Raw genomic sequence first — 24,588 nt, forward strand, 5'->3', positions numbered from 1 at the left:
TGGTGATGCCTGGCGACAACCTGAAGTTCAACGTTGAGCTGATCGCACCGATCGCAATGGAAGCCGGCCTGCGCTTCGCGATCCGTGAAGGCGGCCGCACCGTTGGTTCCGGTGTTGTGTCCAAAATCGTCGAATAATCAGTTCTGCTGATTTTTGACACGGAAGGGGGTGCCATTTGGCGCCCCCTTTTGCTTTGGTAAGGCGCGGTCCCGCCAAGGGAAGAAAGCCGCGATGAGAACGCATTTTGCGCGTTTTCCCTCTTGCCCTTCCTGCAGCACTGCACTACGAAACTGCTCACGTTAGGGGTATAGCTCAGTTGGTAGAGCGACGGTCTCCAAAACCGTAGGTCCCGGGTTCGAGCCCTGGTGCCCCTGCCATTTCCCAAAAGATACCTGTGTCAGAGAACCGTGCGCTTAGCGGCGGGTTCGACGCGTTAAATGCGGACCATGCGCCTGAAGCGACCGGCGGACATGCGGGCCAGTTTGATGGCGCGTTGCGGGGTTTTGAACTTCACATAAGGCGCGTTGGCATCAAAGAGTGGAGGCGAGAAGCTGCTCTCCACCCCAAGCCATTTGTAGAAATCCTGATAGTAGATCTCGCGCAGCGCCAGTGCGCTTTCAAAGCTGAAGATGTAATACTCATGTGTCTGCATGATGTTGGCGAAGATATCACGCGCGCGCGCATCATCGGCTTTGTACGTCGCGGTCGCGCCGCCAAATCGGAGCTGGCGGCTGGTGCGGCTGATGGAAAGGTCGCGGGTGCAGATCACGAAGCGCACATCATAGTCGGCCAGATCCTTGATTTCGTCCTGAAGCTCCTCAAACCATTTTTTTGGCCCGCGGGAGTAGGGCATCGAACGGTGGATGATCACCAGATCGTCGCCCCTGTCGCCGTTCCAGCCGTAGCCATCCCACGCGCCGAAGGTTTTGCATTTCTGGAGCACGTGTGAGGCCACGCGGGCAAGGAATACGCTGCCGGAAGATTCAAAACCGGTGACAATCAAAAGCCGTTTCATGTCTCTCGTCCTTAACACTATCCATACTGGCACAGACCGGGCCTTGGGGCCCGTAGCGGCACATTTGACAGGCTCTAAAAGGGGGCAGGACTGATCGAAATTCTCAGCGATCCCCGGCGGATGAGCGTGCCGCTGTGCGCCGCAGGTAAGCTATCATGGGTTGTCGTAGCGGCAGAGTGTTATCTGCCTGTGACGCGCCACAGGCGGAGTTGAGCCGGTGGCTGCTGATTTGTTGTGCGGGGCGGCGGCGGGGGCTGGAGCTTTCTTCTGGTTATGGGAGAGGGCCGCTGTTAGCGTCCCGCTATGGCTGAAATCGAGATTGAATATTTTTACTCCACCCACTCTGCCTTTGCCTATATCGGGCATCAGAGGCTGCTGGACATCTGTGCCAGGAAGGGCGCGAGCTTGCGGCATCGGCCCATAGAGCTGTCGCCAGTCGTGGAGCATGCGGGAGGGCTGTCTTTTGCGGGCCGGACACAGGCGCATGTGGACTATTTCTTTGGCCGCGAAATCGAGCGGTGGGCCGCGTTCCGGGGCGTGGAGGTGCTTGGGCATCGTCCGAGTTTTCACGATGCGCCGCTCGCGCTCTCCAGCGGCGTAATGATTGCGGCGGCAAAGGCGGGGTGTGATCTGGACAGTCTGGCCTTTGCCCTGCTGCAGGGCCATTGGCGTGACGATATGGATTTGAGCGATGCAGGGGCCTTGGCCGAGGTGCTGCAACGTGAAGGGGTAGATGCGGCCGGGTTGCTGGAGGCGGCGATGTCGGAGCCGGTACAGGCGCAGTTGGCGGCAAACACGCAGGAGGCCATGGCACGCAACGTATTTGGCTCGCCCACCTATGTGTTGAACGGGGACATGTTCTATGGGCAGGACCACTTGGAGCTCTTGGATTACGCGCTGGAGACGCCCTTTGGCCCGCATCGGTTCCAAAACCCGACGGTTGGCTGAGGCTAGGCTGTTTGCCGGTTTTTATGCGCTGCGGGCGGGCGACGGATTTGTACGTGACGTCGCGGCGTGTAAGCGCATAACGGGTGGCTTGACTTGAGTGCTCACCCAAAAGTAAGTGTCTGACCGCACGATCAGCCGTGTGATCAACTTAAAATTTACAACAAATGATTTTTAGAATACTGAAAACGCTATGAAAAATGGCGGTCTTCCCAGTAGCGATGTTAACGTTTGTGACCCTTAGAATAGTTTCTGAATACCTTTTTATCCTCTAACGAGACCATGACCCAGGCACCGACAGCACTTTATTCTGCGCAGGACGCCCTGCCGGCTGATGCCGCGCAGCGCAATCGCTGTCAGCTGCTTAAAGAGTATGCAGAGGAGCGGGCTGCGCGTTGGAAGGCGCGGCTGGTGCTCTTTGCGATTGGCTGTTTCATCGCCAGCTTTGCGCTGGATCCGCGGATTGTTGCGATTGCCTTTCTGCTCGCGGTTGGCGGTGATTGGTTGGACAGCCATATCCTGAGAACCCATGTGCGCCGCCTGATTGACGCAGGGCGGTTGCGGCCTGCTCAAAGGCTGGCTGTGATCTCCAGCGCCATTCAGGGTGGCGCCTTTGTGGCCAGCATTGCAGTGTTTTATTTTGCGGAGCTTGAAGAGGCAGATTTGCTCTTTGTCGTTGGGGCGCTCTGTATAGGCGCGGTGAATGCGACAATTGCCCTGCCGAAAAACCCAGCAACAGCCATTTGCAGATTGTTTTTCTATGCCAGCGCCCCGTTTGTGCTGATGGGGGTGCATGCTCTGCAGCTGGGGTCCTTTGAGCCGTTCTACCTCATACGCGCCTCCAGCGTGATGCTGATGTTTTGCCTGTGTTATATGTTCATCGCGTTCTCGCGGGCGGGGCTGGAAAACGCCCGTATCACCCAGGATTTGCGACAGCAGCGGGCGGAGATGAAGGCGGTGACGGCGCGCCTGCAGGAACAGCAGACCGAGATGCGCCAGTTGTCTCTGGTGGCTCGCAACGCCAACGACTGTGTGATCATTTCTGACAAGAACCGGCACATCGTCTGGGTGAATGACGCTTTCACAAGGATCACAGGGTTTTCTTTGGCAGAGGCAAAGGGGCAGGCGATTGTCGATCTGTTGACCGGCAACATCGAAGAGCTGCGGAGCTACAAACCCATTGAAGATGCTGTGGCCGCCGGCCGGGCTTTTCGCGGTGAGCTGCAGAATGTGACCAAGGACGGTCGACGCATCTGGGTGGATGTGAACCTCTGTCCGATCCGCGATGAAACTGGCGAAGTTGAGTTCTTCGTGTCCATTGAAAGGGACGTGACGGAAGCGCGTCAACACTCGCAAGACATGGTGAAAGCCCGTGAGGCGGCTGAGCAGGGGGCACGCACCAAAGCGGAGTTTCTGGCAAACATGAGCCATGAGATTCGCACGCCGCTGTCCGGTGTGATCGGCATGGCCGATCTTTTGGCTGAAACCCAGCTGGACACAGAACAGGCGCGCTTTACCGAGACCATTCGCGGATCCTCCATGTCGCTGATGGCAATCATCAACGACATTCTGGACCTGTCCAAGTTGGATGCCGGGCGGATGCAGTTGCATCCGGTGGTGTTTTCACCACACGCCTGCATCAAGGAGACCTTGGATCTGTTGAGCCCTGCGGCGGACGACAAAGGGCTGGTGATCACCTTTAATGTCGGGGAAAGCACCCCGGACTATGTGAAGGCTGATGACGGGCGCATCCGTCAGGTTCTGACCAATATTTTGGGCAACGCCATCAAGTTCACCGACACTGGAGGGGTAGATGTGATGCTGCGCCACACCTGTGATGCGAAGGGGCGGCGCCTGATCTGTGAAATCAGCGACACGGGGGTCGGTATTCCGAAAGATCAGCAGGACAAGATTTTTGATCACTTCACCCAAGCCGAAGCCGCGACCTCGCGCAAGTTTGGCGGTACGGGGCTTGGTCTGTCGATCACGCGGCATATTTTGGATGTGATGGGTGGCAGCATCATGGTGGAATCCGAGCCCGGCGAGGGGGCGACGTTCTGCGTTGAGATACCTTATGAGGATGTGGAGCAGTCTGAGCTGTCCCCTATGCAGGCCGCCAACACAGATGCGCCCGCACAGATCGAGCCGGGGCTGCGCATACTTGTGGCTGAGGACAATCAGACCAACCGTTTCCTGATGAAAAAATACCTCAAGGATCAACCGCTGGAGCTGGCCTTTGCCGAAGATGGACAGGAAGCGGTCGAGATGGTTGAGGGTTTTGCGCCCAACCTGATTTTCATGGACATGTCGATGCCTCGCCTAAACGGCGTGGAAGCGACGAAAGCCATTCGCAAAATGGCCATTGCGCAGCCGACCATTGTGGCGCTGACCGCACATGCCTTTGATGGGGAAATGCAGGCGTGCCTGGATGCAGGCATGGATGAGTTTCTTACAAAGCCGCTGCGCAAGGTTCAGCTTTTGAACTGGATTGCAGATCACCAGAAAAACGGGCAGATCACCGGCGCAGCGTGACGCTTGGCGTGACCTAGGGCTGTTTTGCATCCATCGCAAAGCGCGCAGCATTTTCGGCGCCAAAGGCCTCATCCTGCGCTGAGGCGCTCCAGAATTGCGGCTGGGCCTTGGGGATGGTGAGTGCTCTTTGCGTTGCAGGGCGGGCGTCGATGCGGTCAAACCACGCTTGCAGATGCGACAGCCCGTCGATCGAAACCTTGGCCCATACGTACGCACGTGCCCATGGAAAGGTTGCCATATCGGCGATGCTGTAATTCTCGCCCGCAAGCCACTCGCGGCCTTTAAGGCGGGTGTTGAGCACTTCGAGAAGGCGGCGGCTCTCATCCACATAGCGCTTGATTGCGTAGGGCTCTTCATGCCCGTTGGGCGCGGCGATGCGCTGGAAGTACATGGCTTGGCCCATCATCGGCCCGACACCGCCCATTTGAAACATCAGCCACTGCAGTGTCTCGGACCGTGCGTTTGGATCTGTTGGCAGGAACTTCCCGTATTTTTCGGCCAGATACCAAAGGATTGCGCCGCTCTCAAACACCGCAAAATCGCCGTTTGAGCGATCCACGAGGGTGGGGATGCGCCCGTTCGGGTTGAGTTTCATATAGTCCGGCGCTTTCTGCTCGCGTTTGCCAAAATCAACGAATGTCAGATCGTAGGGAACGCCGGCCTCTTCCAGAAACAGGACCGGTTTGTAGCCGTTCATTGTGGCGGCGGTATATAGGTGGATGTCTGGCGTGGTCATGAGGGCACTCCGGGGTTCGGCAAGCTTGCACCCTCAGGCTAGCAGTTTCGCCTATTGCTGGCGACACGTGGCTGGCGGCTGCACATTTGACCGGTGCAGCCGCCGAGTTTGGGATGCAAGTTTGGTTGGGGCGTTGGCCGTCAGCCTGCGAGATGTGCCGCGAGATGGGCGTCAAAACGCTCAAAATCCGCGGCAATGTCAGGGTTCTTCATCACGTCAAACGCGGCAAAGGTTGGCAAGGCGGACATGTCAAAGAACTTTGCGTTCAGGTGCATTGGGCGCAGCAGGTCATCGACGCTGCCACCGGCAAAAAGAGACTCGGCAGGATCATCAAAGGATTCACGCGGAGCGTTGAATGTGACCGACAACATGTAGCGGGTGCCGGTGAGCGCGCCACCCATGCCGTAGTTGGCTTTGGGGGCTTCTTCGGTGCGGCCATCGCCCGCGCTTAAGCGGCCATCCAGACCGGCGGTATAGACTTCATCCATGTATTTCTTGAAGGACCACGGCACGCCCATCCAGTTGACCGGGAACTGGAAAATCACAGTGTCCGCCCATTGGTGGTTCGCGATCTCGGCGTCTACGTCATAGCCCTCGGCGACAGTTGTGACGCGCACGTCATGGCCTTTGGCTTCGAGCGCTGCGCGGGCGCGATCGGTCAAAGAGGCGTTAAGCCGGCCCGGTGCAAATTCATAGGGTTGGGCGCCGTTGAGGATCAGTATGTTGGTCATGATGCATTCCTTGCATTTGGGACAACCGCTTGGGGAGGTGCGGTGCGCAGGACGTGTGGTTGCCCAATGTGAAGTTCAACCTGTGCGCGTTTCTCAAATCCGCACATTTCCGTGAAACTTGCAGAGGGGATGAGAAAAGCCATTGAACGGAAGGCATTAGGCGCCCCCCCCCAATTACATTTTCAGGATCTTTTCGGGGTCAGACCGGCCCATCAGCACATCGGCAATGGCGATCCAGTTGCCGCGGGCGCGGCCGCGTCTGTCCACCCATGCCTCCGGGCGCAGGGCTCGCAGGTGGTTGGCGGTGAAGTTGCGCAGGCACATGGTCAGGCCGCGCCGCCACGGTATGCTGCCTTTGCGGATCAGGTAGAGCGGGTTGGCGATCTGGGAATAGCCTAGGATTGCGCCGTTGCGCTCGCGGCCGGATTTGACGCCGCAATGCACTCCGACGAGGCTTTGCAGTCTGACCTTCTGGCCGGGCAGGCGGGCGCCAAAGTCGAGATCTTCCTGCCATGCATAGAGCGGGAGTTTCTCGTCAAAGCGCACGTCTTTGGCCGCAGAGGACCGCACCGCCATGTTGCAGCCGTAAAGCCCAAGCAGGCCGGAGTTCAGGATTGTTGGTTCCCCCCTTCCAGCGTCCGGCGCTTGCTGCTCCCAATTGACCACGGCATGCCCCGCCTCCTTGATGCTGATGCCCTCAGAGTTGATCCCATCCGCCAAGAGATTGCCGGTGACGCCGGTCACCTCCGGGAAGGCCTCAAAAGCTTTGATGATGTCCGCAATCACATGGCAGCTGGGCACATAGTCGTCATCTTGAAAGAAGACAAAATCGGAATGATCCACAACGTGATCCAGCCCGACATTGCGTTGCCGGGAAGAGCCTTTTTCTGAGAGGATCACCTCTGGGAGGACAGGTGCATGGGGGAGGAGTTTTGCAAAATCCGGCGCGTCTTCAGGTTTGGTGACCACCAGCAGGATCCGGCTGGGCAAGACGGTCTGCCGCATCAGATAGGGCATCATTTGGGCCAGAGTGTCAGAGCGACCAAGCGAGCAAATCACCACTGCTACGCGCTTTGGGGCAACCGACATACAAGCACTCCGAAAAATTTCATTTTCCAGTGTCTATATGTCTAGCAGGTTGCATAATGCGATAAAGTGACAGTTGTGCCTTTTCCGGTTTTTGGTGGTGTGTTTGGTGGTATTTCGCAAAAGAGGTCCGCTGCTTAGGCAGATTATCGCCACTGTGCTGTTGGGCGGTTTTCTATCTGCGCAGCAAAGTGGCGCTGAGGGGAAATTGAGGGCACCGCCAATTGGCGTGGCAAGCAATTTTGGCGTGGATCAGCAGGATCGCGTGCTGCGACTGGCGCAGGCGTTTCCCATTCTCAACATGCGCGATTCCATTTCCTGGAAAGAGCTGGAACGCGAGGCAGGCGCTTATGACTTCGGCAGGCCGCGCACGGGTTTTCCTGCGCAATTTGATCTGGAGAAGGTCGCGACAACGCTGATCGTGCATCCCGCCAACCCGCTTTATGAGGCAGGCAATACGGTGATGACAGAACACGGCATCGCCGCCTTTGCGCGCTATGTGGAGGCGGTGGCTGCGGCCTACCCGGGCGTGAAGGCCATAGAGGTGGCCAATGAGTTTAACGGAGGCAGTTTTGTCAAAGGTCCGGCGCTTAAGTTGGGGCCGATGGCGCGCGCGGATTTGCATGCGGCGCATCTGGCCGCCGTTTCAGAGAGGTTGCGTGCGCGAGCCCCAGAGGTGCGCATCATCGGTGGGGCCGCGCATTCGATCCCCGCAGGCTATCTGTGGCGGCTTCTTGATCAGGGTGCGGCGGCGTGGATGGATGCCATTGCGCTTCATCCCTACACCACAGAGCCGGAACAGTTTGTGCGGCAAGTGGCGGTTTTGCGGCGGCACCCGGAGATGGCGGGGCTTGGCATTGATGTGACGGAGTTTGGTCATATCGACCGGGAGGCGGCGCCGGGCTACATGCTGCGGTATTATTGCCAGATGGCACTGGCGGGAGTGGATCGTGTGGCTTGGTATCCGCTGGTGCGCAGGGGGAAATATGCGGGGCTATTTACGCGCGATGGGCGGATTGAGCCTGCGGGGCGCAGCTATCGCATGATCGCGGCAGAGATGGCTGGCACGGATGTTGAGACGGTTGGCGCAGGGGCCTTTACCTATGGCTGCGCCTTTAATGGCGGTCGCCAGTTGGTGCTATGGGGTGCGCCGCGTCCGGTGACCGTATTGGCGTCAGATGTGACCGTGCGCGGCGCTGATGCGGTGGTGGTGCTTGCCCGCGAAGAGATGGTCTTGTCACGGGAGGCACCGTTGGTTTTCAGCGCAGAGCGGCCACTTGCGCTGGGCACGGATATTCGGCTGGGGGCGCAGGCACTGCTGGCCGATAGTTTTGATCAGTTTGCCTACCCTTCGGAGGGGGAAGCTCTAGGCAATGCGCCGGGGTTTCAGCGTTTCCTGCAGTTGGCTGGGGCTGACGATGTGCCATTTGTCACACGACCGGGGCAGGAGGCGCGGCGCAGGCCCTGGACGCCTTACCTTGGCACGGACCTTGCCGAAGGTGTGCGGCTGACAGCGCGCGGGATGCAGCTGGGTGGACGCCGCGCTCAGGATATCGGGATCGTGCATCGCTATGTCTCAGGGCAGGACGTTACGCTCGATGTGTCCGGCAAGCTGGAGACCACGGGGCAGGCTGGCGATGGCGTGATGGTTGTCATCAAGGCCAGCGGTGAGGTGCTGGTGCAGCAGGGTGTGCAGACCGAGGAAGAGATCGCACTGACGGGTGTCAAACTGGGTGCGGGACAGGCATTGGACATCGTCGTGCGGACCAATGGCTCAATGCGTGGGGATAGTTTGCGCCACCGATTTCAGCTTTTTGATGCTGAGGTTGCCCGTAACTGAGCAGCGGGTGGGAAAAGGGTCGCTTCGGGTCCATGAAGCTTTGACACAGGAGAGGCGATGGCGCAGGAATAAGCTTGTATTCTGTGTGTTTGGCCATTTTTATGACCGTTTCTGTGAGATCATTTGTGAAGGCACCGGTGGGGGCCGCGGTGGCGGCGGTCAATCCGCAATGCCGCTTTGACCGCGCGATATTTGTGATGTCTCACATGCGCGGCGCGACGACAGCCTTGTCCAACGTGCTGTGCAGCCATCCTCAGATATCGGGATACGGCGAGGCGCATATTTCTTATCAAGGACGCGGGAGCCTGGGGCAGCTGGCGGTCAATCAGGCAAGGCGCAGCGCGTGGTCGCCAAGCGCGCGATACCTGTTTGACAAGATGCTCCACAACCGGCTCGACCGTGACCTGCCGGAGGCATTTTTTGCTGCGCGTGTGGTCTTCTTGTTGCGGGCGCCGGAGCCGACAATCCCATCGGTGGCCAATCTGTTCCAGCATGTGGGGTCCAGTGAATATCCCGATGAGACCACAGCGGCGCAATATTATCTGGCGCGGGTGCGGCGGCTCACACGCCTGTGGCCACGGTTTGCGCCAGAGCGGCGTATCGGGTTGCGCAGTGAGGAGTTGCTCTCTGATCCGGAGGCCGCCGTGGCGCGCATTCAGGACATGCTGCAAATGACCCCTCCGCTACAGAACCGCTATGTCAGCCGGGCGGCGAGCATCGGGGCGGGGGCGGGCGATCCGATCCAAAGTGGCAACCATGCCAGGATTGAACGGCGCGTGCCTCAAGAGGACGTGCCGGTGCCCAACATTGCGCCGTCCCTAATGGCGCAATGTCGGAAGGCCTTTGAGGCGTTATTGCACATGATGGAAGAGGGTTAGGACGCAACCCGGTGCTGATCCAGCGCGGCAATCACCGCGCGGGCGGCATTCTCCCAGGTGAAGTCGGAAATATGCGCGCGGCCCGCAGCGATCAGAGAGCTGCGCAGGGCGGGTTGACTCATCAGGAGTTGGGCGCTGATCGCCCAGTCCTCAGGGTTGTCGGGATCCGCGTAAAGTGCGCCGTCACCGCACACTTCAGGCAGCGCTCCGCAAGGCGCGGCGATGGCCGGAGTGCCCAGTGTCAACGCTTCGGCAGGGGGAAGGCCGAAGCCTTCGGTGCGTGATGGCGTGAGCACGGCAACGGCCCCCTGATAGAGCGCAGCGAGTTCCCGATTGGAGACAAATCCCGGGAAATGGACGTTGTCTGGCACCACATGGCCTGCGCTCAGGAAGGCCTGTTTGGTGGATTTTCCGACCAGCACCAGCTGGGCATTTTGCATGTCGGGCCGTGCAAAGGCCTGTAGCAAGACGGTGATGTTTTTGTGATCCTGCAGGCTCGAGAGGGCCACAAAATAAGGCGTCTTCAGCGGGGCATTGTTCGGGTTGTAGCTGTGTGAGGACAGGGCGGCCAGATGGCCGACGCCATTTGAGACCACATGGATCTGATCTGATTTGGCGATGCCCAAAGCCACCAGTCGGGACTTGGAATATTCCGACACCGCCAGCACCAGGCGCCCATCAGTGGCCGCACCATAAGACAGCAGCTTGCGCCACTGACGCGTGGTGAAGCTGTAGCTTTCCGGCGCATCAAAAACATGGGCATCGTGCAGCATGGTGACGTGGTTTTTGCCGAGCAGCGGAGCGGTGTTAAAAAAGCCGGCGATGCGGCCGCGGCGGCTCAGGCGGGGCAGCTCGAGTTGTTCCCAGAAAATGCCGCCGAGGCGACCGAAGACCTGAAACGGGATGCCCAAAGCTTGCGCCGCTTTTTTCGCGGCGGGGGGGACAACCACTTTGAGGTCATAGCGGGCGGCGACGTCCGCATCAGTCGCCTGAAGTCTGGCCAAGGCAAGGGTCAGCTCGCGCGCGACTGTGTTCACTGCTGTGGTGTCTGCGGTCAAGAAGCGCCCGTTGACAAAAACCGGAAGTCGGGTCGTCACATGATCTCCTCAACCAGCTGCTGCATTTTTTTCTGAAACACTTCTTTGCGGAAGCTTTCGGCGTGGCGGCGCACGGCTTTGGGTTTGATGTCGTCCTCGACCGCAAGGAATTGATCGACCGCTCCGAGCAGCGACGGAATGCTTTGTTCGTTATAGAGCACGCCGGTGGGATCGCCTTTGTCCAGCCCGCGCACGGTCTCAGCAGAGCCACCGACACCAAAGGCTATGACCGGAGTGCCGCAGGCCTGCGCCTCAACCGGGACCATGCCAAAATCCTCAAGTGCGGCAAAAAGAAAGGCGCGGGCATTGCGAAAACACTTGGCCATATCGGCGTCGGCAAGGCGGCCCGTGAACTCCACGTTGGGACCGGCAAGCGCCATGATGCGCGACTGCTCCGGCCCGGTGCCCACGACTTTGAGTTTGAGGTCCGGGCGGCGGGCGAAGGTTTCGACAATGAGGTCGATGCGTTTGTAGGGCACAAAGCGGGATGCGGTGACAAAGTAGTCATCACGCGCGCCTTCGTTATAGGGGAAACGCTCCATATCAATGGGAGGGTGGATCACCTGCGCCTTGCGGCGGTAGACCTTCTCGATGCGCTTGGCGATGAATTCCGAATTGGCGACGATGTGGTCCACCATATTCACCGTGCGCAGATCCCAGAGGCGGAATTTGTGGAGCATGCCATGTGCGAGATGGCGCTTCAGCTGGCCTAGAAAGCCGCCGCCGAGACTGTCCAGATATTCTGGCGCAAGATCCCAAGCATAGCGGGGTGGCGAGTGAATATAAGCGATATGGGGTTGATCGACCCCGGTGATCACGCCCTTGGAAAAGGCGGCGGAGGAGCTGATCACGCAATCAAAGCCGCGCATGTCGAATTTTTCGATCTCGCGGGCGCATTGAAGCAGCAGATATCGGTAGTATTTCTGCACGCCGGGCAGCCGGTTAAGGCGGCTGACCTTGAGCGGGCTGAGCCCACCGTTTGTTGCGTAGTCACGCTCTTCCTTGGTGAGAAAATCAAAGAGAGTATGTATGGGAGCGCCGGGGAAAGCACGCGCCAATTCGGCGGTTACGTGCTCTCCTCCAGCAAGTCCGGGGAACCAGTCATGTACAAGTGCGATGTTGCGTGCCGGGGAGCGCATCAACATGGCGAAACCTACCTATCCTTTGGCACCTTGCCCCCGCGAATACACATCTTCGTAGCGAATGATGTCATCTTCGCCGAGATAGCTGCCGGTTTGAACTTCGATGAGAACCATGGGGACTTTGCCAGGGTTTTCCATCCGGTGAACTGCCCCAAGCGGGACGTAGATTGATTGGTTTTCCGATACCAGTTGTTCGGTGTTGTCCACCGTTACTCTTGCCGTGCCCTCCACGACGATCCAGTGCTCTGCCCGATGGTGATGGGATTGCAGAGACAGGGATGCGCCCGGGTGGACATGGATACGTTTGACCTGAAAACGATCGCCAATGACGAGGCTTTCAAACCAGCCCCAAGGACGGTGATCTTTGGGGAATGCGGTTGCCTGCAAGGCGTTCTTGGCCTTGAGCGCGGTGACGGCGTGTTTCACGTCTTGCGCCTTGCTCATATCCGCGACCAAAACCGCGTCGTTCATGGCCACGGCAATGATGTTTTCGAGGCCGATGCCGACGATTTCCTGGGTGTCGGTTTCAGAGCGCAGCAAGGTGTTGCGGCAGCCTATATCGGTGGCATTGCCTGATAGCGCGACGCCCTGATCGTTCTGATCGCTGTTGCGCCATACGGAGTCCCAACCGCCAAGGTCAGACCAATAGCCGGTGAAAGGCATCACAGAGAGATTGGATGCCCGCTCCATCACCGCGTAGTCGATGGAGATGTCTTCGGCCTCGCTCCAGGGCTCTGGCGCCAGACGCAGGAAACCAAGGTCCACTTCGGCCGCCTCAACGGAGGCTTGGACCGGGGCGATGAGGTTGGGTGCGTGCGCCTCAAAGGCCGCGATAATGTCTTTGGCTTTGAACAGGAAGATGCCGGCATTCCAAAGATAGTTGCCCTGCTCAAGCATGGCTTGAGCCACTTCAAGCTTTGGTTTTTCGACAAAGCGCGACAGCTTGATCGTGCCTTCAGCGTTCTTGGGAGAGCCTTCGAGCTCCAAGTAGCCGTAGCCGGTTTCCGGAGAGGTTGGCGTGATGCCGAATGTCACCAGTTCACCACGCTCAAGCGCAGGCAGCGCTGCTTTGACACTGGCCTGAAATGCGGTCACATCAGGCACCACGTGGTCAGATGGCCCCACAAGCATGACGGCGTCCGGGTCTTCGGAGTGAAGGTGCAGGGCCGCTGCCAATACGGCGGGTGCGGTATTGCGGCCTTCGGGCTCAATTAGAATGGTTTTGGGGTCAATTCCGATATCCATTAATTGCTCGGTGACAATAAAACGGAAGTCGGAATTTGTAATAACAACGGGGGTTGAGAAACTCATATTCTCAATTCCGCCCGTAAGGCGCTGGGCGGATGATTGAAAAAGAGTGTGTTTGCCAACCAATTCGACAAATTGCTTGGGGTAACTCTTTCTAGAAAGAGGCCACAAGCGCGTTCCAGAACCGCCACAAAGTAAAACCGGCGAAACTTTCATTCGGGTTTATCTCCAATATTAATCTACAGATCCTGAAGAATATTCAGGGAGGGTATACGCAGATCCTGAAACTGAATTCAGGTATAAGTGTATCATGTGACTGCCTCAAGTTATTGAGAACATTGTCACAAAACTATCACCCGCTGCGGGAGATTGCCTGAAAATTAGGCTGACTGCCAGCTCTTTTGCGCATGAACTAACCGTTTGAGGAAAGTTCCGCACGAAAGAGTATGCGGCGTTGTTTTCATGGCGGTTTCGGTTTTTTTGCCGTTCTTTCAGGTCGAGTCATCGACAGTTGCTGCGCTGATTTTGAGGAGATGTCATTCATAATTTTTCGCCTCATGGTTAAGTATTGTTCATTAAATATTAATGAAGGATTAATTTTGATTTTGTGATTTTTGAAACGCTGCCGTGGTTTGGATTTGGCGAAATTATCGAAATGGTCGAGTGTCGAATTGGCGTGTCGACCTTGGGGATTTGATCAACAGAATGTGAGCGAAATCTGCATTGCTGACGGCGTTATGGGCGATTTTTTGCTTGCTGCTTTAACGTCAGTTCGGCGGCAATTTGCCGAATTATTATTTTGTTAACCATTCGTGTCTCGCAAATACGCTTGAAATAATTCAAAAGGCAAAAACAATCTTGTGTCAGGCGCGTGCGCAATGCCGCTGCCACCGTTTCCAGTGATCAGTAGAAAATTAACTTCGCAGAGATATCGACTCTGTTGAAGCAATTGTGGTGTCGGAATTGAATCGAGGAATGGTGGCCGTTTCCTAGATGTCGCGGGCGGAGTGCGTATGCACAGCCTGTCGAGCATTCCTATCGAGTGGATGGCGCAACCAACGGAGCGGCTCGTCAGCCCGGCGCATAAGCAAGCCGCGATGGTCGGCAGAGAAGATCGGACGCAAAGTCCCAATCCGGTGCAGGAGCCAGAAGGTCTGCGCCAAGGTGGAGAAGACAAAATGACTGACACCGCAGAACGCGATGTCTGGAAAGACAGAACTCCGAAGCTTGACTGCGATGAAAGCCGCTGGACCTCCCGCCAAGGGGGCGAGGTGCTCTTTGTGGGGCACGGAGATGACAATGTGATCGGCGCAAATGGTGTGGATCGTTTGGCAGAGGCAACGGTTGATGACTCTCTGGCCGATGGTGGCCCATCAGATGTGTTGCGGGACGATGTCGTTGAAAAGGCACTGGCTGGCGATGCGGTTTGTGATCGCGCCATTAACTTTGATATTTTCGAAAGTGATCGGTTGGTGTTGAAGCTGGCGCATGTTGATGAGCGTGGTCCGGATTTTGTGGCATCGCGCACTCAGCTGGGCGGGAGTAGTGAGTCCATCAACCTCTTCGGTGGCCTTCATCTGGGCGAAAGCCAGCAGGATGATCGCTTGGAGGCACTTCTCGCGTGAACACAAGATACCGTTGAGCAAAGCAGCCTGATCAAAAAATGAGCGACTGGCCAAACGGACCTGCCTGAATAGTCTGTGTCGTTTACCGCAAACGTGCCGCGCGATAAGCTGGCAGCGTTGGTTGATTTGTTTTGCGGGTGGTTTCTTGGACAGGCTGATCTACATCATCGGCTCCGGGCGCAGCGGTTCTACGGTGATGGAGCGCGTTCTCAACAGTTCAGACAGATTGGTGGGCGTTGGAGAAGTCCACGCGCTGTGGCGGCTGCCGATTGACGGGTTGATGTGTTCCTGTGGCGCGACCGTTCCCGACTGCACGTTCTGGCGAAGCGCCTTGTCGCACGCTGAAATTGATGCGGATGATCTGGCGGAACTTGCGGAGCTGGAGGCCAGTGTGATCCGCAATAAGTTTCTTGTGCGACAGCGGTATGATCTCGGGAAGATTGCGCGCGATCCGGGCATTGTGCGTTTTAACGCATTGCAGGTCCGGCTGTTTGACGGCGTGCGGTTTGCGAGCGGTGCCGAGATCGTGCTCGACAGTTCCAAGGCGGGGCCGCGGGCTTGGGCTTTGGCAGCTTCAGAACGTCCTCCGGTGTTTTTACACGCCTATCGCAATGCCCGTGATGTGATTGCGTCATGGCGTAAGCCGAAATTTGAACCCTCCACCAATAGCTTGATGAATAAGCCAAGTTTGGGGAGCGCGGCGCTTGATTGGATCAAGGTGGAACAAGCCGCGCGCAGCCTGGCCCGCCGAGGGCAGAGGGTGAGCCGCGTGAACTATCTGGATTTTGCCGATGCGCCGCGGCCGACGTTGCACGCTGCGCTGGAGCCGTGGTTTGCGGGGCTGGTGGACTCGATGGATTGGCGTGGCGAAAGGGATGTCGCACCGGGCGCGCAGTATCATTCGGTCCTCGGTAATCCGGATCGCTTTGACAGAGGGGTGATCCAGATCCGGCCGCAACGGGTGGTGGCGCAAGATTTCTCGCGCGGTGAAGCGCTTGCCATTCAGAGTGTTGCCGCGGTTCTGCAGCGGATTTACCGATAGCTGGCGGCTTAGGCCTGTGAGCGCTTTGAGGGGAAACTGTCTCGGCACCAGCGGGTTATGGGCCGTTCGATCCAGAGGTGGGTGGCCGTGCCCGCAGCGATTGCCGCAACAAACAGCACTGCCGCAGTGCCGATGGGCCCCAATAGGGCGTCGAGTTCAAGGGCTGCGAGCCCTTTTTCTCCGATTTGCAAAACAATGGTGTGAGACAGATAGAGTGCGTAGCTTGCAGCGCCTTGTTGTTGCCAAAACGGGGATTTGAGCGATTGGGAAGTGCGCTCTAGGCAAAGTGCGCCAGCCACAATGCAGAAGGCCGGCAGGCCGAAAGCTAAAAAACGAAGCGGCATGAGCTGTTGGAAATCTGGACCCCAGTCGAAAATCTCTGGGAGAGCCAGACCAAGACCACCGGCTGTGATCAACAGCCAACCGGTGCTGCGCCGCCCGCCAATGGGGCCTGCATTCAGGTACCAATATGCCAGCCAGCAACCGGCGAGAAATTCCAAGAGAATACTGTTGGTGAAAAAGCGGGCCACCGCGCCGGGGGGCTGTAGAAGCAGGCCAGCCAGCGGCAAGAGCAGCAGGCAAGTGGTGATCGCCATCATACGGTGGCGATTGGGCAGAAAAAGCGCGGCGCCAAAGAGCAGGTAGAAAAACGCTTCGAAGTTGAGGGTCCAGCCGACGCCGAGAATGGGCATAAGCGCGCCGTTGCTGCGTTCAAACGGAATGAAGGCCATGGATTTGAACAGATTGGTCAGCGTGGCGTCTGTGTCGGTGAGGCCAACGGGGCGCAGCCCAACGGCCACCATGCCAGCGATGAGCAATAGGAACAGCCAGTAAAGCGGCACGATGCGTGTAGCGCGTTGTGCAAAGAACTGTGCCGGCGTGGCGGTTCTCTGCGCCGTGGTCAGCGTGATGATAAAGCCCGAAATTACAAAGAAAATATCGACCCCGGCCGCACCTACATGGATGTCCTTGATCCATGGGGCATGCGGGAGCAACGGCGTGCGCAGGTGGTGCAGAACCACCATGGTCGCGGCAACAGTGCGCAGAACTTGTACATTACACAGCATAGCAAATGACCTCTCCCCGAAGGGCCTTGGCACACAAAGATGGGTCGGATCTCTTTTTTAGCTCTGCTGGAAAGATGGGCTCTGTCAACCTACGGGAGATGATAGTGCCCAGCATTGGGCAGATTTTGCGCCTCCAAGTGGCAATGCTGTTGAAAGATCCGGCAGCCGCTCGCATGGTAAGGCTGTTTTTATGTGTTTGCTTTGATGTGTTTTTGAGATGGCGCTTTTGCTCAATGGCCGCTTTTTGACGCGACCGCCGACCGGTGTGGACCGGGTTGCTGTGGAACTGATGCGCGCGTTTTTGGCGCGGGACGATGCGCCGGAGCTGCGATGCGTGGTGCCGCAGCCAGGACCAATTCAGGAGCTGGGAACCTTTCCTGACGCTCTGATCAAGTCTGTGGAAATTTCCGAAAGTATCTTGAAAGGGCAACTTTGGGAGCAGGTCTCTTTACCTCGTCTGGCGGCCGAGGAGACGTTGCTTAGCCTTTGCAATATCGGGCCGATTGCCTCCGCCAATCAGGTGGTGATGATGCATGATGCGCAGGCGTTCACCCAGCCGCAGGCATACGCGCGCGCCTTTCGCATGTGGTATCATGCGGTGCAGCCGCGATTGGGGCGGAAGGTCAGGCTGGTTCTGACGGTATCCCGCTTTTCAGCAGGGGAGTTGGAGGCGCATGGTGTCGTGCCGCGCGGCAAGGCGCGGGTGGTGCACAATGGGGCGGACCACATTTTGCGCACCGCTGCAGATCCGGAAACCCTCACAGATTTTACGCTGGAACCGCAGGGGTATTTTCTCGCCATAGGCAGTTTCGCGCCGCATAAGAACCTCAAAATGTTGATTGCTGCGGCTGAGCGGCGCGGCGCGGGAGCACCACCCGTGGTGATCGCGGGGGGCGGTAATGCGCGGGTGTTTGGCGAAAACGGTCTCCGGGAAAGTGCGTCGGTGCGCCTGTTGGGGCGGGTGAGCGATGCGCAATTGCGCGCTCTCTATGAAAATGCGCTGGCCCTGACGTTTCCATCGCTGACGGAAGGATTTGGGCTGCCTCCCGTAGAGGCGATGACGTGTGGCTGTCCTGTGATTGCCGCGCCGCGCGGTGCTGTGCCGGAGATCTGTGGTAGTGCGGCGCGCTACGCCGATCCAGAAGACGCTCAAGCTTGGACCGTTGCGATGCAGGACATCGCTGACAACCAGCAGGAAAGGAAAGAACGGGCCGAGGCTGGGCGCGCTCAGAGTGCCGCATTCACTTGGCAGGCAGCGGCGGCGCAGTTTGCGGCGCATCTGGATGAGGCTGGTCTATTGTCTTCAGCGTAAGGCCTCCGGCTTCGACCCTAGCCACGGTGAGCGCGCCGGTCGCATAGACGCCGCTGTCGATTGCGATGCGCCCGTTGATCAGGCCGGGGCGATCCACAATGAGATGGCCGTGCAGCACAAAAAGCCCGTCTTTGCGGCGAATGTCATAGCAGTCGGCATTGCCCCAGGTCAGCACTGCCGGGTCTTGAGCATCGGGCGATTGGGTTGGATCGAGACCTGCGTGAACCGCAATGATGTTGCCGGATTGCCAGAGCCACGGCCAGTCAAGCATCCATTGGATCATCTCCACACCCATGGCCTGCGCAAGGGCATCGCGCAGATCATAGAGCGCGTCTTCACTGTTGGTGGTCGGTGTGAGGCCGAAACTTTGCAGGGTTTCTGTGCCGCCAGCCCCAAGCCACATTGGCGCGTATTGGACCGGATCATCCAGAAAGCCGAGCAGCATTTCCTCGTGATTGCCACGCAGGCAGATCAGGTCTGGCCAGGCGGTGTGCAGGCTGAACAGCCGATGCAGCACAGCCGCGCTGTTGGGGCCGCGATCTATACAGTCCCCCAAAAGCACCACCGGAGCTTCTGTGTCCTCAGGGCGGGCAGCGATCCAGCCAAGGGCTGCGTCCAGACGATCAGCGCAGCCATGCACATCGCCGATGGCAAAGAAAGGCCTTTGCGGGGCAAGCGCGCTTTCGGTGAGCGGTTTGGTGCGGAACAGGCGGGGAAACAGAGGCATCACAGTCTGAGATCGGAGTATAAGCTCAGACTGGCATGCTTTTGTCCAGGGTCAAGCGGGAAGCGCCTGGGATGGATCACATTTGCGGAGCCTCCCGCTAGCCCCAGGGCTGAAAGCCCGTTGGTAGGGGCAATGTGAGGCCGGCGGTGCGCAGCCGTGCGCCGGTGGTTGTCCCGGGGCCAAGGCCTGCGAGCGGTTTGAGGGGGCCAAGGACGGCCGAAATATCTGCACCAGAGGTCCCGGAGGCGGGATCGGCATCGGCAGTGTTGTTCCAGAGGATTGCGCCGGAAGGGCGCAGCCAGAGCTGGCGGGCTGTCAGGTCAACGGCCACCTGCACGGTTGTCTGGCTGTTGATATGGGCCCCCATCTGCTGAAGGCCGCTGCCGGAATAGCGCAGTGTGGTGCCCAGCCAGCCGGCTTTGCGCACACCATTGGTGCCGCCGCCCAGCGGTGCATCCTGATCCCCGATCCCGACAAAGACCACGCTTCCAAACACATCGACCTCAAAGATAAACTTCCCTGTTGCGCGTGTTTGGGTGCCGCGTGCATAGCGGGTGCCGGTCTCGCTGTTGTTCACCAACGCCCCATTTTCGGAGTAGCTGAACAGGCTTGGTTGATAGGTCACATCCCAGACCGAGGCGCTGGAGGCCAGGGTGATGTCGGGGAGCAATTGCAGGGGGCTGTCGATCTCGTCTGTCGTCAGCAACGCGTAGATGTCCATTGGGGTGTCCTGCGGCAGGGCGCTTAAAAGGACAGTGGATTCTCCGCCGGGGGGGAAGAGTGCTTGGCAAAGATTCCTGCTGAGTGGCAAGGAAGCCGATGCCAGCTTTCAATCCCGCTTGCGTCGGTGGCGGATCGCCTGCGGGCAGCGCTGCCAAATAAAGCGTGCCGCCATCGGTGCTGCGCAAGGACAGGGTCAGATCCGCGTTCGAGATGTCCGTTTCGGCGAGTTGCGTGATCACAGGGCGCAATGCCGGTGCGTAGGATTGCGACGCGCCATCGGCACCGCGCAGATCCACGAGGGCATTGGCGATGAGCTGGCCGAGTTGCTGCATTTGAGAAGCTGTCAGATGCACATTGTTGCCATTGCGCAAACCGTGCTCGACAAAATAGCGCTGAGTATGACCGCCGTTGGCCGCGTCGGTGATGGTGCCATCCTGTGCGATGTGCCAGCGGCAGAGGCCGCGCAATTGGTCGTTGATTGCGGCGGTGTAAGGATCGGGTTGGCCGGACCCAAGGGAGGTTTCGATGGGAGACAATGCGATCAGAAACCAAGGCGGCTGCGCGCCCATTTGGGCCTCTTCAAAGGCGTAGATCTCCTCAAAATGTTGGGCGTAATCGGCGATATCGGGGTGCGTGAGGTTGGCCTCGGCTCGTGGCGTGCTGGTATTGGTTTCGCCCTGCCACCAGATTTTCGCCTGATAGCGCAGAGGGGCAGGCAGGCTTGCAAGCGTCTGGCGCAGATGGCGTCTTCCGTGGATCTTGTTCTGCCAGACCTGTCCGGAAAGGCTTGGACGGAAGGCGTCGATATGTTGTCCGGCGGTGGCCGCTTTGGCCAACAGGAGCGCGCTCGCCGTTTCCCAAAGCGTGCCTGTGTCAAAGGCTGCGGCGAGGCCGATGGTTGGGCCTGTGCCACCGCTGCCGCCACCAGACGTGAGGCAGCGCTCACCGTAGCGGCCCTCTTGCCCAGCGATGGTTTCACCTGCTGCGGCGAGCACGTATGGCAGGGTTTCCACTGTTGGCGTGGAGGTGCCTGCGCCGGCGGTGATCGAGAGTTGGGAGACGTCCCCATAAAGGCGCCGGGCCGAGGCAGGCAGGCTGTCGATGGAATTGAAGCCCACGATGTTGGATTGCCCTTCCGCATCGAGAAGAGCGATGAAGCTTGGTTGCGGTGAGACTGTTCCGGCTTCCCCAAGCGTGCTTGCAGAGATGTCGAGGCCGATCCCTATCATCAGCTCAGTCCGATGATGCCAGTTGCGGTTGTGCCTGTGGCCCAGATGCGCGTGGCACGCACTGGGAAGGTGATCCCGGCGGCAACAAAAAGCGTGGCCACAGAGCCATCGGCGGTTGTGAGGCGCACCGTGCCGCTGCTGGCAACGTTCAGGGCGCGTGTGGTTTTGCTGAGATCCACGCTGTCGTTTGGGGTGATCTCCTGCAGAGACACCGCCGGAGCGTTCAGGGTGACGGGATATTGGGAAAAATCATCTGGTGACGGCAAAGCTGTGTCCTCGCATGGTCAATCGGTCAGGCGGGGTGCCTGAGCTTGATGGGCAAGGGGGATGCCAGATCGTACTTAATCAGGGGTGGGCGCAGCGCGCGCAGGTTACGAGTTACGCGCAACGGGAGTGGTATGTAGTGGCTGGCTATAAGGGGTTTACCGTTCGGCAAAGACCCGCATATCAAACACGCGCAGCCGCATTCCCGCGCCGATCGTCGCCAGAGCCAGAAGCGTGGCCAATGACAGGCCGATGCCAAGGCTGAGACCACTGACGCCAATCCCGCTTTTGATCCAGAGCCACAGGCCACTGGCGGCGGCATAGTAGGCGCCCACCACAGCCAATGCGATGAGGATGTTGTAAACTGCGCCTCGAATGGGCACCTCGCCTTGCCAAGAAATGAGTGCGAGTGCGGCAATGGCTGTGAGGATGGCCACGCAGGCTTGGGCAAAGGCAAGCGTGTTCAGGCCCTGATCGGAGGTGACAAAGATGGTGGCGATCATCACGCTGGTCCAGACCAGATTGTGATACATCGACACCTGCGTTTTGTTGCGGGCGGCAAAGATCGGCAGGATCAGCGCATTGCCAAAACCGGCAAAGGCGCGCACCGACAGCGCATAGAGAGCGCCAAGGGCGGCGAGATAACTTGGGTGAAAGAGCGTTGTGACGAGATCGGCTCCGAACACCAGAATGGTGGCAGCGAAGCCTCCCATCAAAATGACCATCACGCCACAAAAGCGGTTGAGAACCGGCTCCAGCTGGGCCCCTGTTCGGGCAGCTGCGCCAAATTGGTTGAGTGCAAAACTGCGCAATGGTTGCCCCACGATATCAATGGTGGCGGTCGAAAACCGATTGGCGAAACGGTAGAGGCCAGATTCTGCCGTTGTGAAGAAATAGGCCAGCAACAGGTCTGTGCCGAAATTGGAGACAAAAACCAGCAGGCGGGATCCATAAAGGCCTGAGGCATAGCGCAGCGCATGTGCTGCCATTGGTCGATCAAACAGGAAATGGGGGCGATCCGGCGTCATGACGCTGTAAAGAAAAACACCGATGACAACCCGGATATAGCGGTAGACCACCATGGCAAAGAGCGACTGCCAGAGCCAAAGCACCACTGCGCCGCCGAGCATGGCGGCACTGTTTTGCAGCAGCATGATGATGAAGTGCCGCCGCATCTGCTGACGCCGTATCAGAACGGCGCTGGCCCAGGCCATGCCGGAGGCAAAGGGTTGCAGCAGGCCCAAATAGCGCAGAACGGGGGCGAGATCAGGGCTGTCAAAGACCTGTGCCAACCATGGGGCAAACACAATCAGTGCCCCACCGCCAATCCAGCCCACAAGCTGCATCAGCCAAAACATGGTGGAAAGCACCGCTTTGTCATCCTCCGACGAGGTCACGATAAAATGGTAAAAACCCGCATAGGTGAACGCGAGCACCAGCTCCACAAAGACTATGGCCAGCGTGTAGACACCGTATTCAACGGGGGCGAGAAAGCCTGCGGCCAACAGCGTGATGACAAATCCGGATATTTGCTGCGATGCGAGGCCAATTATAGAGAGCGCCGCATTCGCGCCGGATTGGATTTTGGATTGACCTGAGGATTGGGCTGCGGGAGCGCGATCTGCCATCTGTCCTGTAAATCCGAGTTTTGAACAAAAGAAACCAAAGTACGGGTGATGAAAATTCGTGCGCCACAGGGCGCGATATCGGTAATTCAGAGGTTTTGGCGCGTGAATAGGGAACGCGGCTGTTAAATTGCCTTAAAATGTTACATCCTGTCGGTATTTGTAAGTAAAGCGTATTTGAGACCTGGTTTGGTATGCAATTCGTCTCGACCTCTTTTATTGCCGTGTTTTTGTGCAGTGTCCTGCTGTTACAGGGGCCGTATCGCGGGCTTTGGGCTTTTTTGGTCTCTTTGCCTTTTGGTGCGGCTGCGGCGATTACCTTTCCGGCGGTTGGCGGCACATCCCTCTTGGTCAGCGATATTGTGCTGCTGGTTATGATGGTGCAGCTCTTCTTTCAGCGCCGTTGGTTCAGCCAGACTTTGGGTACTGTGCGCCCCTATCGCCCCGGGTTCTGGCTGTTGCTGTGTTTGATCGGGGCGGTTGTTTCGGCCATATTCCTGCCGCGCCTGTTTGTCGGTCAGACCGAGGTTTTTCAGGTGGTCCGCTTTGAGGACCGGGCGCTGCCGATGCTGCAGCCTTTGCAGCCGTCAAACAGCAATGTCTCGCAGGCTTTTCGCCTTCTTCTGTCTGCTTCTGCCTTTCTGGTGCTCGCCACGCTTTACCGGCTACGGCCCGAGCCGCAGCATGTGGTGTGTGCAATGGCGGCGGCATTGGCTGTGCATGCCACGCTTGGATTTGCAGATATCGCCTCCTACGCGCTGGGCATGCCGGATTTGCTGAGCGTGATCCGGACCTCAGGCTATCAGATGCTCGACCACCAGATGCTGTTGGGCGCAAAGCGCATGGTTGGAGGATTTCCGGAGCCGTCGTCCTTCGGTTATTACACCATCGGGCTTTTTGGGTTCTGGCTGCGATATTGGGTGGGCGACCGTTCAAATGTGCTGGCGATCATCTGCCTGCTGGTGGTGACGGTTCTGGTGCTGCGCTCGACCTCCAGCGGCACCTATGCGGCGGTGGGGGCGTTTATGCTGATTTTCCTCGGCCTTCAGCTGCGTCACATGCATTTGGATCATTTGCCCCCGGCGCAGGTCAGGATGTTGGGTGCTGTTGCTGTCTTATTGCCGCTCTTTGTTGGAACCGCTGTTTTGATCCTCAATCTTGTGCCTGCGGTTGGGGACTATTTTGACCACGTTTTGTTTTCCAAGCTGTCCTCTTCCTCTGGGGTGGAGCGCATGAGCTGGAACCGGCAGGCGTTTGTCAATTTCTGGGACACATGGACGCTGGGGGCGGGCATCGGATCGGTGCGCGGCAACGGTTGGCTTGGCGCGACACTGGGCAATATTGGCTTGGTTGGAACCCTGTTGTTCGGAGCGTTTCTGGTAGCTGTGATCCGCGCGCGGGCGGTGGATCCCGCGTCACAGCAGGCGCTGGTGGTCTCGGCCCTGCAATATGGCTGTGGCGCGGTTTTTTTGCAGGCGATGCTGACCAAGACGACACCCAATCTAGGCACGGAATTTTTTGCCATGGCGGGGCTGGCTGTAGGCATTGCCCGAGGATCAGAATTGTTGGGGCGCCCAATGCGACCGGTGCCTTTTCGGCCAAAATTGAGGGCAGGGATGCATGGTGTGTCGCTCAACAGCTGAGTGCCGCACCCCCAGGGGACCGCGCATAAAGCACGCCAGTGATGAGGCGCCCTTCGAATTGAGATGACAGAGCGTTTTGAC

21 protein-coding genes, 1 tRNA gene and 1 pseudogene are annotated in these 24,588 nt (G+C 58.3%); 10 read left to right on the plus strand and 13 right to left on the minus strand.

Annotation, left to right across the window (positions count from 1 at the left end; genetic code table 11):
- Together tuf and J7412_RS15240 are read left to right on the plus strand one after the other, a co-directional pair.
- A pseudogene (gene tuf, locus J7412_RS15235) lies at positions 1-137 on the plus strand (elongation factor Tu); the annotation flags it as partial.
- 164 nt (positions 138-301) lie between these two features.
- Positions 302-377 (plus strand) — tRNA-Trp (locus tag J7412_RS15240).
- Positions 378-433: 56 nt separating this feature from the next.
- On the opposite strand, the gene J7412_RS15245 is transcribed toward J7412_RS15240, so the two are convergent.
- Positions 434-1,015 (minus strand): hypothetical protein, encoded by a 582-nt coding sequence (locus J7412_RS15245; RefSeq protein WP_209079425.1) that lies wholly within the window; start codon positions 1,013-1,015, stop codon positions 434-436.
- A gap of 303 nt (positions 1,016-1,318) precedes the next feature.
- Here J7412_RS15245 and J7412_RS15250 point away from each other — a divergent pair, with 303 nt between their 5' ends.
- Both J7412_RS15250 and J7412_RS15255 read left to right on the plus strand, forming a co-directional pair.
- The gene (locus tag J7412_RS15250; protein ID WP_209079426.1) at positions 1,319-1,963 is read left to right on the plus strand and encodes a 2-hydroxychromene-2-carboxylate isomerase; all 645 of its coding nucleotides are present in this window, start codon (positions 1,319-1,321) and stop codon (positions 1,961-1,963) included.
- Between the two features lie 279 nt (positions 1,964-2,242).
- On the plus strand, positions 2,243-4,492 hold the full coding sequence (locus J7412_RS15255) for an ATP-binding protein (RefSeq protein WP_209079427.1): 2,250 nt from the start codon (positions 2,243-2,245) through the stop codon (positions 4,490-4,492).
- A gap of 13 nt (positions 4,493-4,505) precedes the next feature.
- Here the strand turns inward: J7412_RS15255 and J7412_RS15260 are convergent, their stop codons facing one another.
- The 3 genes from J7412_RS15260 to J7412_RS15270 form a co-directional block, all read right to left on the minus strand.
- Positions 4,506-5,228: a glutathione binding-like protein gene (locus J7412_RS15260; RefSeq protein WP_209079428.1), complete on the minus strand. Its 723-nt coding sequence runs from the start codon at positions 5,226-5,228 to the stop codon at positions 4,506-4,508.
- A 140-nt stretch (positions 5,229-5,368) separates the two neighbouring features.
- On the minus strand, positions 5,369-5,959 hold the full coding sequence (locus tag J7412_RS15265) for an NAD(P)H-dependent oxidoreductase (protein WP_209079429.1): 591 nt from the start codon (positions 5,957-5,959) through the stop codon (positions 5,369-5,371).
- Between the two features lie 174 nt (positions 5,960-6,133).
- Positions 6,134-7,048 (minus strand): glycosyltransferase family A protein, encoded by a 915-nt coding sequence (locus J7412_RS15270; RefSeq protein ID WP_209079430.1) that lies wholly within the window; start codon positions 7,046-7,048, stop codon positions 6,134-6,136.
- A 205-nt stretch (positions 7,049-7,253) separates the two neighbouring features.
- Here J7412_RS15270 and J7412_RS15275 point away from each other — a divergent pair, with 205 nt between their 5' ends.
- The gene (locus J7412_RS15275; protein WP_209079431.1) at positions 7,254-8,885 is read left to right on the plus strand and encodes a hypothetical protein; all 1,632 of its coding nucleotides are present in this window, start codon (positions 7,254-7,256) and stop codon (positions 8,883-8,885) included.
- Positions 8,886-8,986: 101 nt separating this feature from the next.
- A complete protein-coding gene (locus tag J7412_RS15280) occupies positions 8,987-9,763 on the plus strand; it encodes a sulfotransferase (RefSeq protein ID WP_209079432.1) in 777 nt (258 codons plus the stop codon).
- On the opposite strand, the gene J7412_RS15285 is transcribed toward J7412_RS15280, so the two are convergent.
- Genes J7412_RS15285 through J7412_RS15295 form a run of 3 tightly spaced genes read right to left on the minus strand, consistent with a single transcriptional unit; the run spans position 9,760 to position 13,466 of the window.
- The gene (locus J7412_RS15285) at positions 9,760-10,860 is read right to left on the minus strand and encodes a glycosyltransferase family 1 protein (RefSeq protein ID WP_209079433.1); all 1,101 of its coding nucleotides are present in this window, start codon (positions 10,858-10,860) and stop codon (positions 9,760-9,762) included. The two genes, J7412_RS15280 and J7412_RS15285, sit on opposite strands and share 4 nt — an antisense overlap.
- Positions 10,857-12,005: a glycosyltransferase gene (locus J7412_RS15290; protein ID WP_209079434.1), complete on the minus strand. Its 1,149-nt coding sequence runs from the start codon at positions 12,003-12,005 to the stop codon at positions 10,857-10,859. Before J7412_RS15290 ends, J7412_RS15285 begins: the two co-directional genes overlap by 4 nt.
- A gap of 12 nt (positions 12,006-12,017) precedes the next feature.
- Positions 12,018-13,466 carry a mannose-1-phosphate guanylyltransferase/mannose-6-phosphate isomerase gene (locus J7412_RS15295; RefSeq protein ID WP_209079435.1) on the minus strand — a complete coding sequence of 483 codons (1,449 nt, stop codon included), beginning with the start codon at positions 13,464-13,466 and terminating at the stop codon, positions 12,018-12,020.
- Between the two features lie 797 nt (positions 13,467-14,263).
- Between J7412_RS15295 and J7412_RS15300 the strand changes: the two genes are divergently transcribed.
- Together J7412_RS15300 and J7412_RS15305 are read left to right on the plus strand one after the other, a co-directional pair.
- Positions 14,264-14,875 (plus strand): hypothetical protein, encoded by a 612-nt coding sequence (locus J7412_RS15300; RefSeq protein ID WP_209079436.1) that lies wholly within the window; start codon positions 14,264-14,266, stop codon positions 14,873-14,875.
- A 145-nt stretch (positions 14,876-15,020) separates the two neighbouring features.
- The gene (locus J7412_RS15305; protein ID WP_209079437.1) at positions 15,021-15,917 is read left to right on the plus strand and encodes a hypothetical protein; all 897 of its coding nucleotides are present in this window, start codon (positions 15,021-15,023) and stop codon (positions 15,915-15,917) included.
- An 8-nt stretch (positions 15,918-15,925) separates the two neighbouring features.
- Here J7412_RS15305 and J7412_RS15310 read toward each other — a convergent pair whose 3' ends face one another.
- Positions 15,926-16,984 carry an acyltransferase gene (locus J7412_RS15310; protein ID WP_209079438.1) on the minus strand — a complete coding sequence of 353 codons (1,059 nt, stop codon included), beginning with the start codon at positions 16,982-16,984 and terminating at the stop codon, positions 15,926-15,928.
- A 217-nt stretch (positions 16,985-17,201) separates the two neighbouring features.
- Here J7412_RS15310 and J7412_RS15315 point away from each other — a divergent pair, with 217 nt between their 5' ends.
- Complete coding sequence (locus J7412_RS15315) at positions 17,202-18,296, plus strand: glycosyltransferase family 1 protein (protein ID WP_209079439.1); 1,095 nt, start codon at positions 17,202-17,204, stop codon at positions 18,294-18,296.
- Here the strand turns inward: J7412_RS15315 and J7412_RS15320 are convergent.
- The 5 genes from J7412_RS15320 to J7412_RS15340 all read right to left on the minus strand — a co-directional run bounded on the left by J7412_RS15320 (position 18,226) and on the right by J7412_RS15340 (position 22,867).
- Positions 18,226-19,023 (minus strand): metallophosphoesterase, encoded by a 798-nt coding sequence (locus J7412_RS15320; protein WP_209079440.1) that lies wholly within the window; start codon positions 19,021-19,023, stop codon positions 18,226-18,228. The two genes, J7412_RS15315 and J7412_RS15320, sit on opposite strands and share 71 nt — an antisense overlap.
- 97 nt (positions 19,024-19,120) lie before the next feature.
- Positions 19,121-19,600, minus strand: a complete 480-nt coding sequence (locus J7412_RS15325) for a hypothetical protein (protein ID WP_209079441.1) — start codon at positions 19,598-19,600, stop codon at positions 19,121-19,123.
- Entirely contained in the window at positions 19,527-20,975 is a 1,449-nt protein-coding gene (locus J7412_RS15330; protein WP_209079442.1) for a hypothetical protein, read from the minus strand. Before J7412_RS15330 ends, J7412_RS15325 begins: the two co-directional genes overlap by 74 nt.
- Entirely contained in the window at positions 20,975-21,241 is a 267-nt protein-coding gene (locus tag J7412_RS15335) for a hypothetical protein (RefSeq protein WP_247743960.1), read from the minus strand. Before J7412_RS15335 ends, J7412_RS15330 begins: the two co-directional genes overlap by 1 nt.
- Before the next feature lie 156 nt (positions 21,242-21,397).
- On the minus strand, positions 21,398-22,867 hold the full coding sequence (locus J7412_RS15340) for an oligosaccharide flippase family protein (protein WP_209079443.1): 1,470 nt from the start codon (positions 22,865-22,867) through the stop codon (positions 21,398-21,400).
- Between the two features lie 278 nt (positions 22,868-23,145).
- Here J7412_RS15340 and J7412_RS15345 point away from each other — a divergent pair, with 278 nt between their 5' ends.
- A complete protein-coding gene (locus tag J7412_RS15345; RefSeq protein ID WP_209079444.1) occupies positions 23,146-24,507 on the plus strand; it encodes a hypothetical protein in 1,362 nt (453 codons plus the stop codon).
- The last annotated feature ends 81 nt before the right edge of the window (positions 24,508-24,588 follow it).

Source organism: Shimia sp. R9_3, from assembly GCF_017743755.1.
Lineage (GTDB): Bacteria > Pseudomonadota > Alphaproteobacteria > Rhodobacterales > Rhodobacteraceae > Shimia.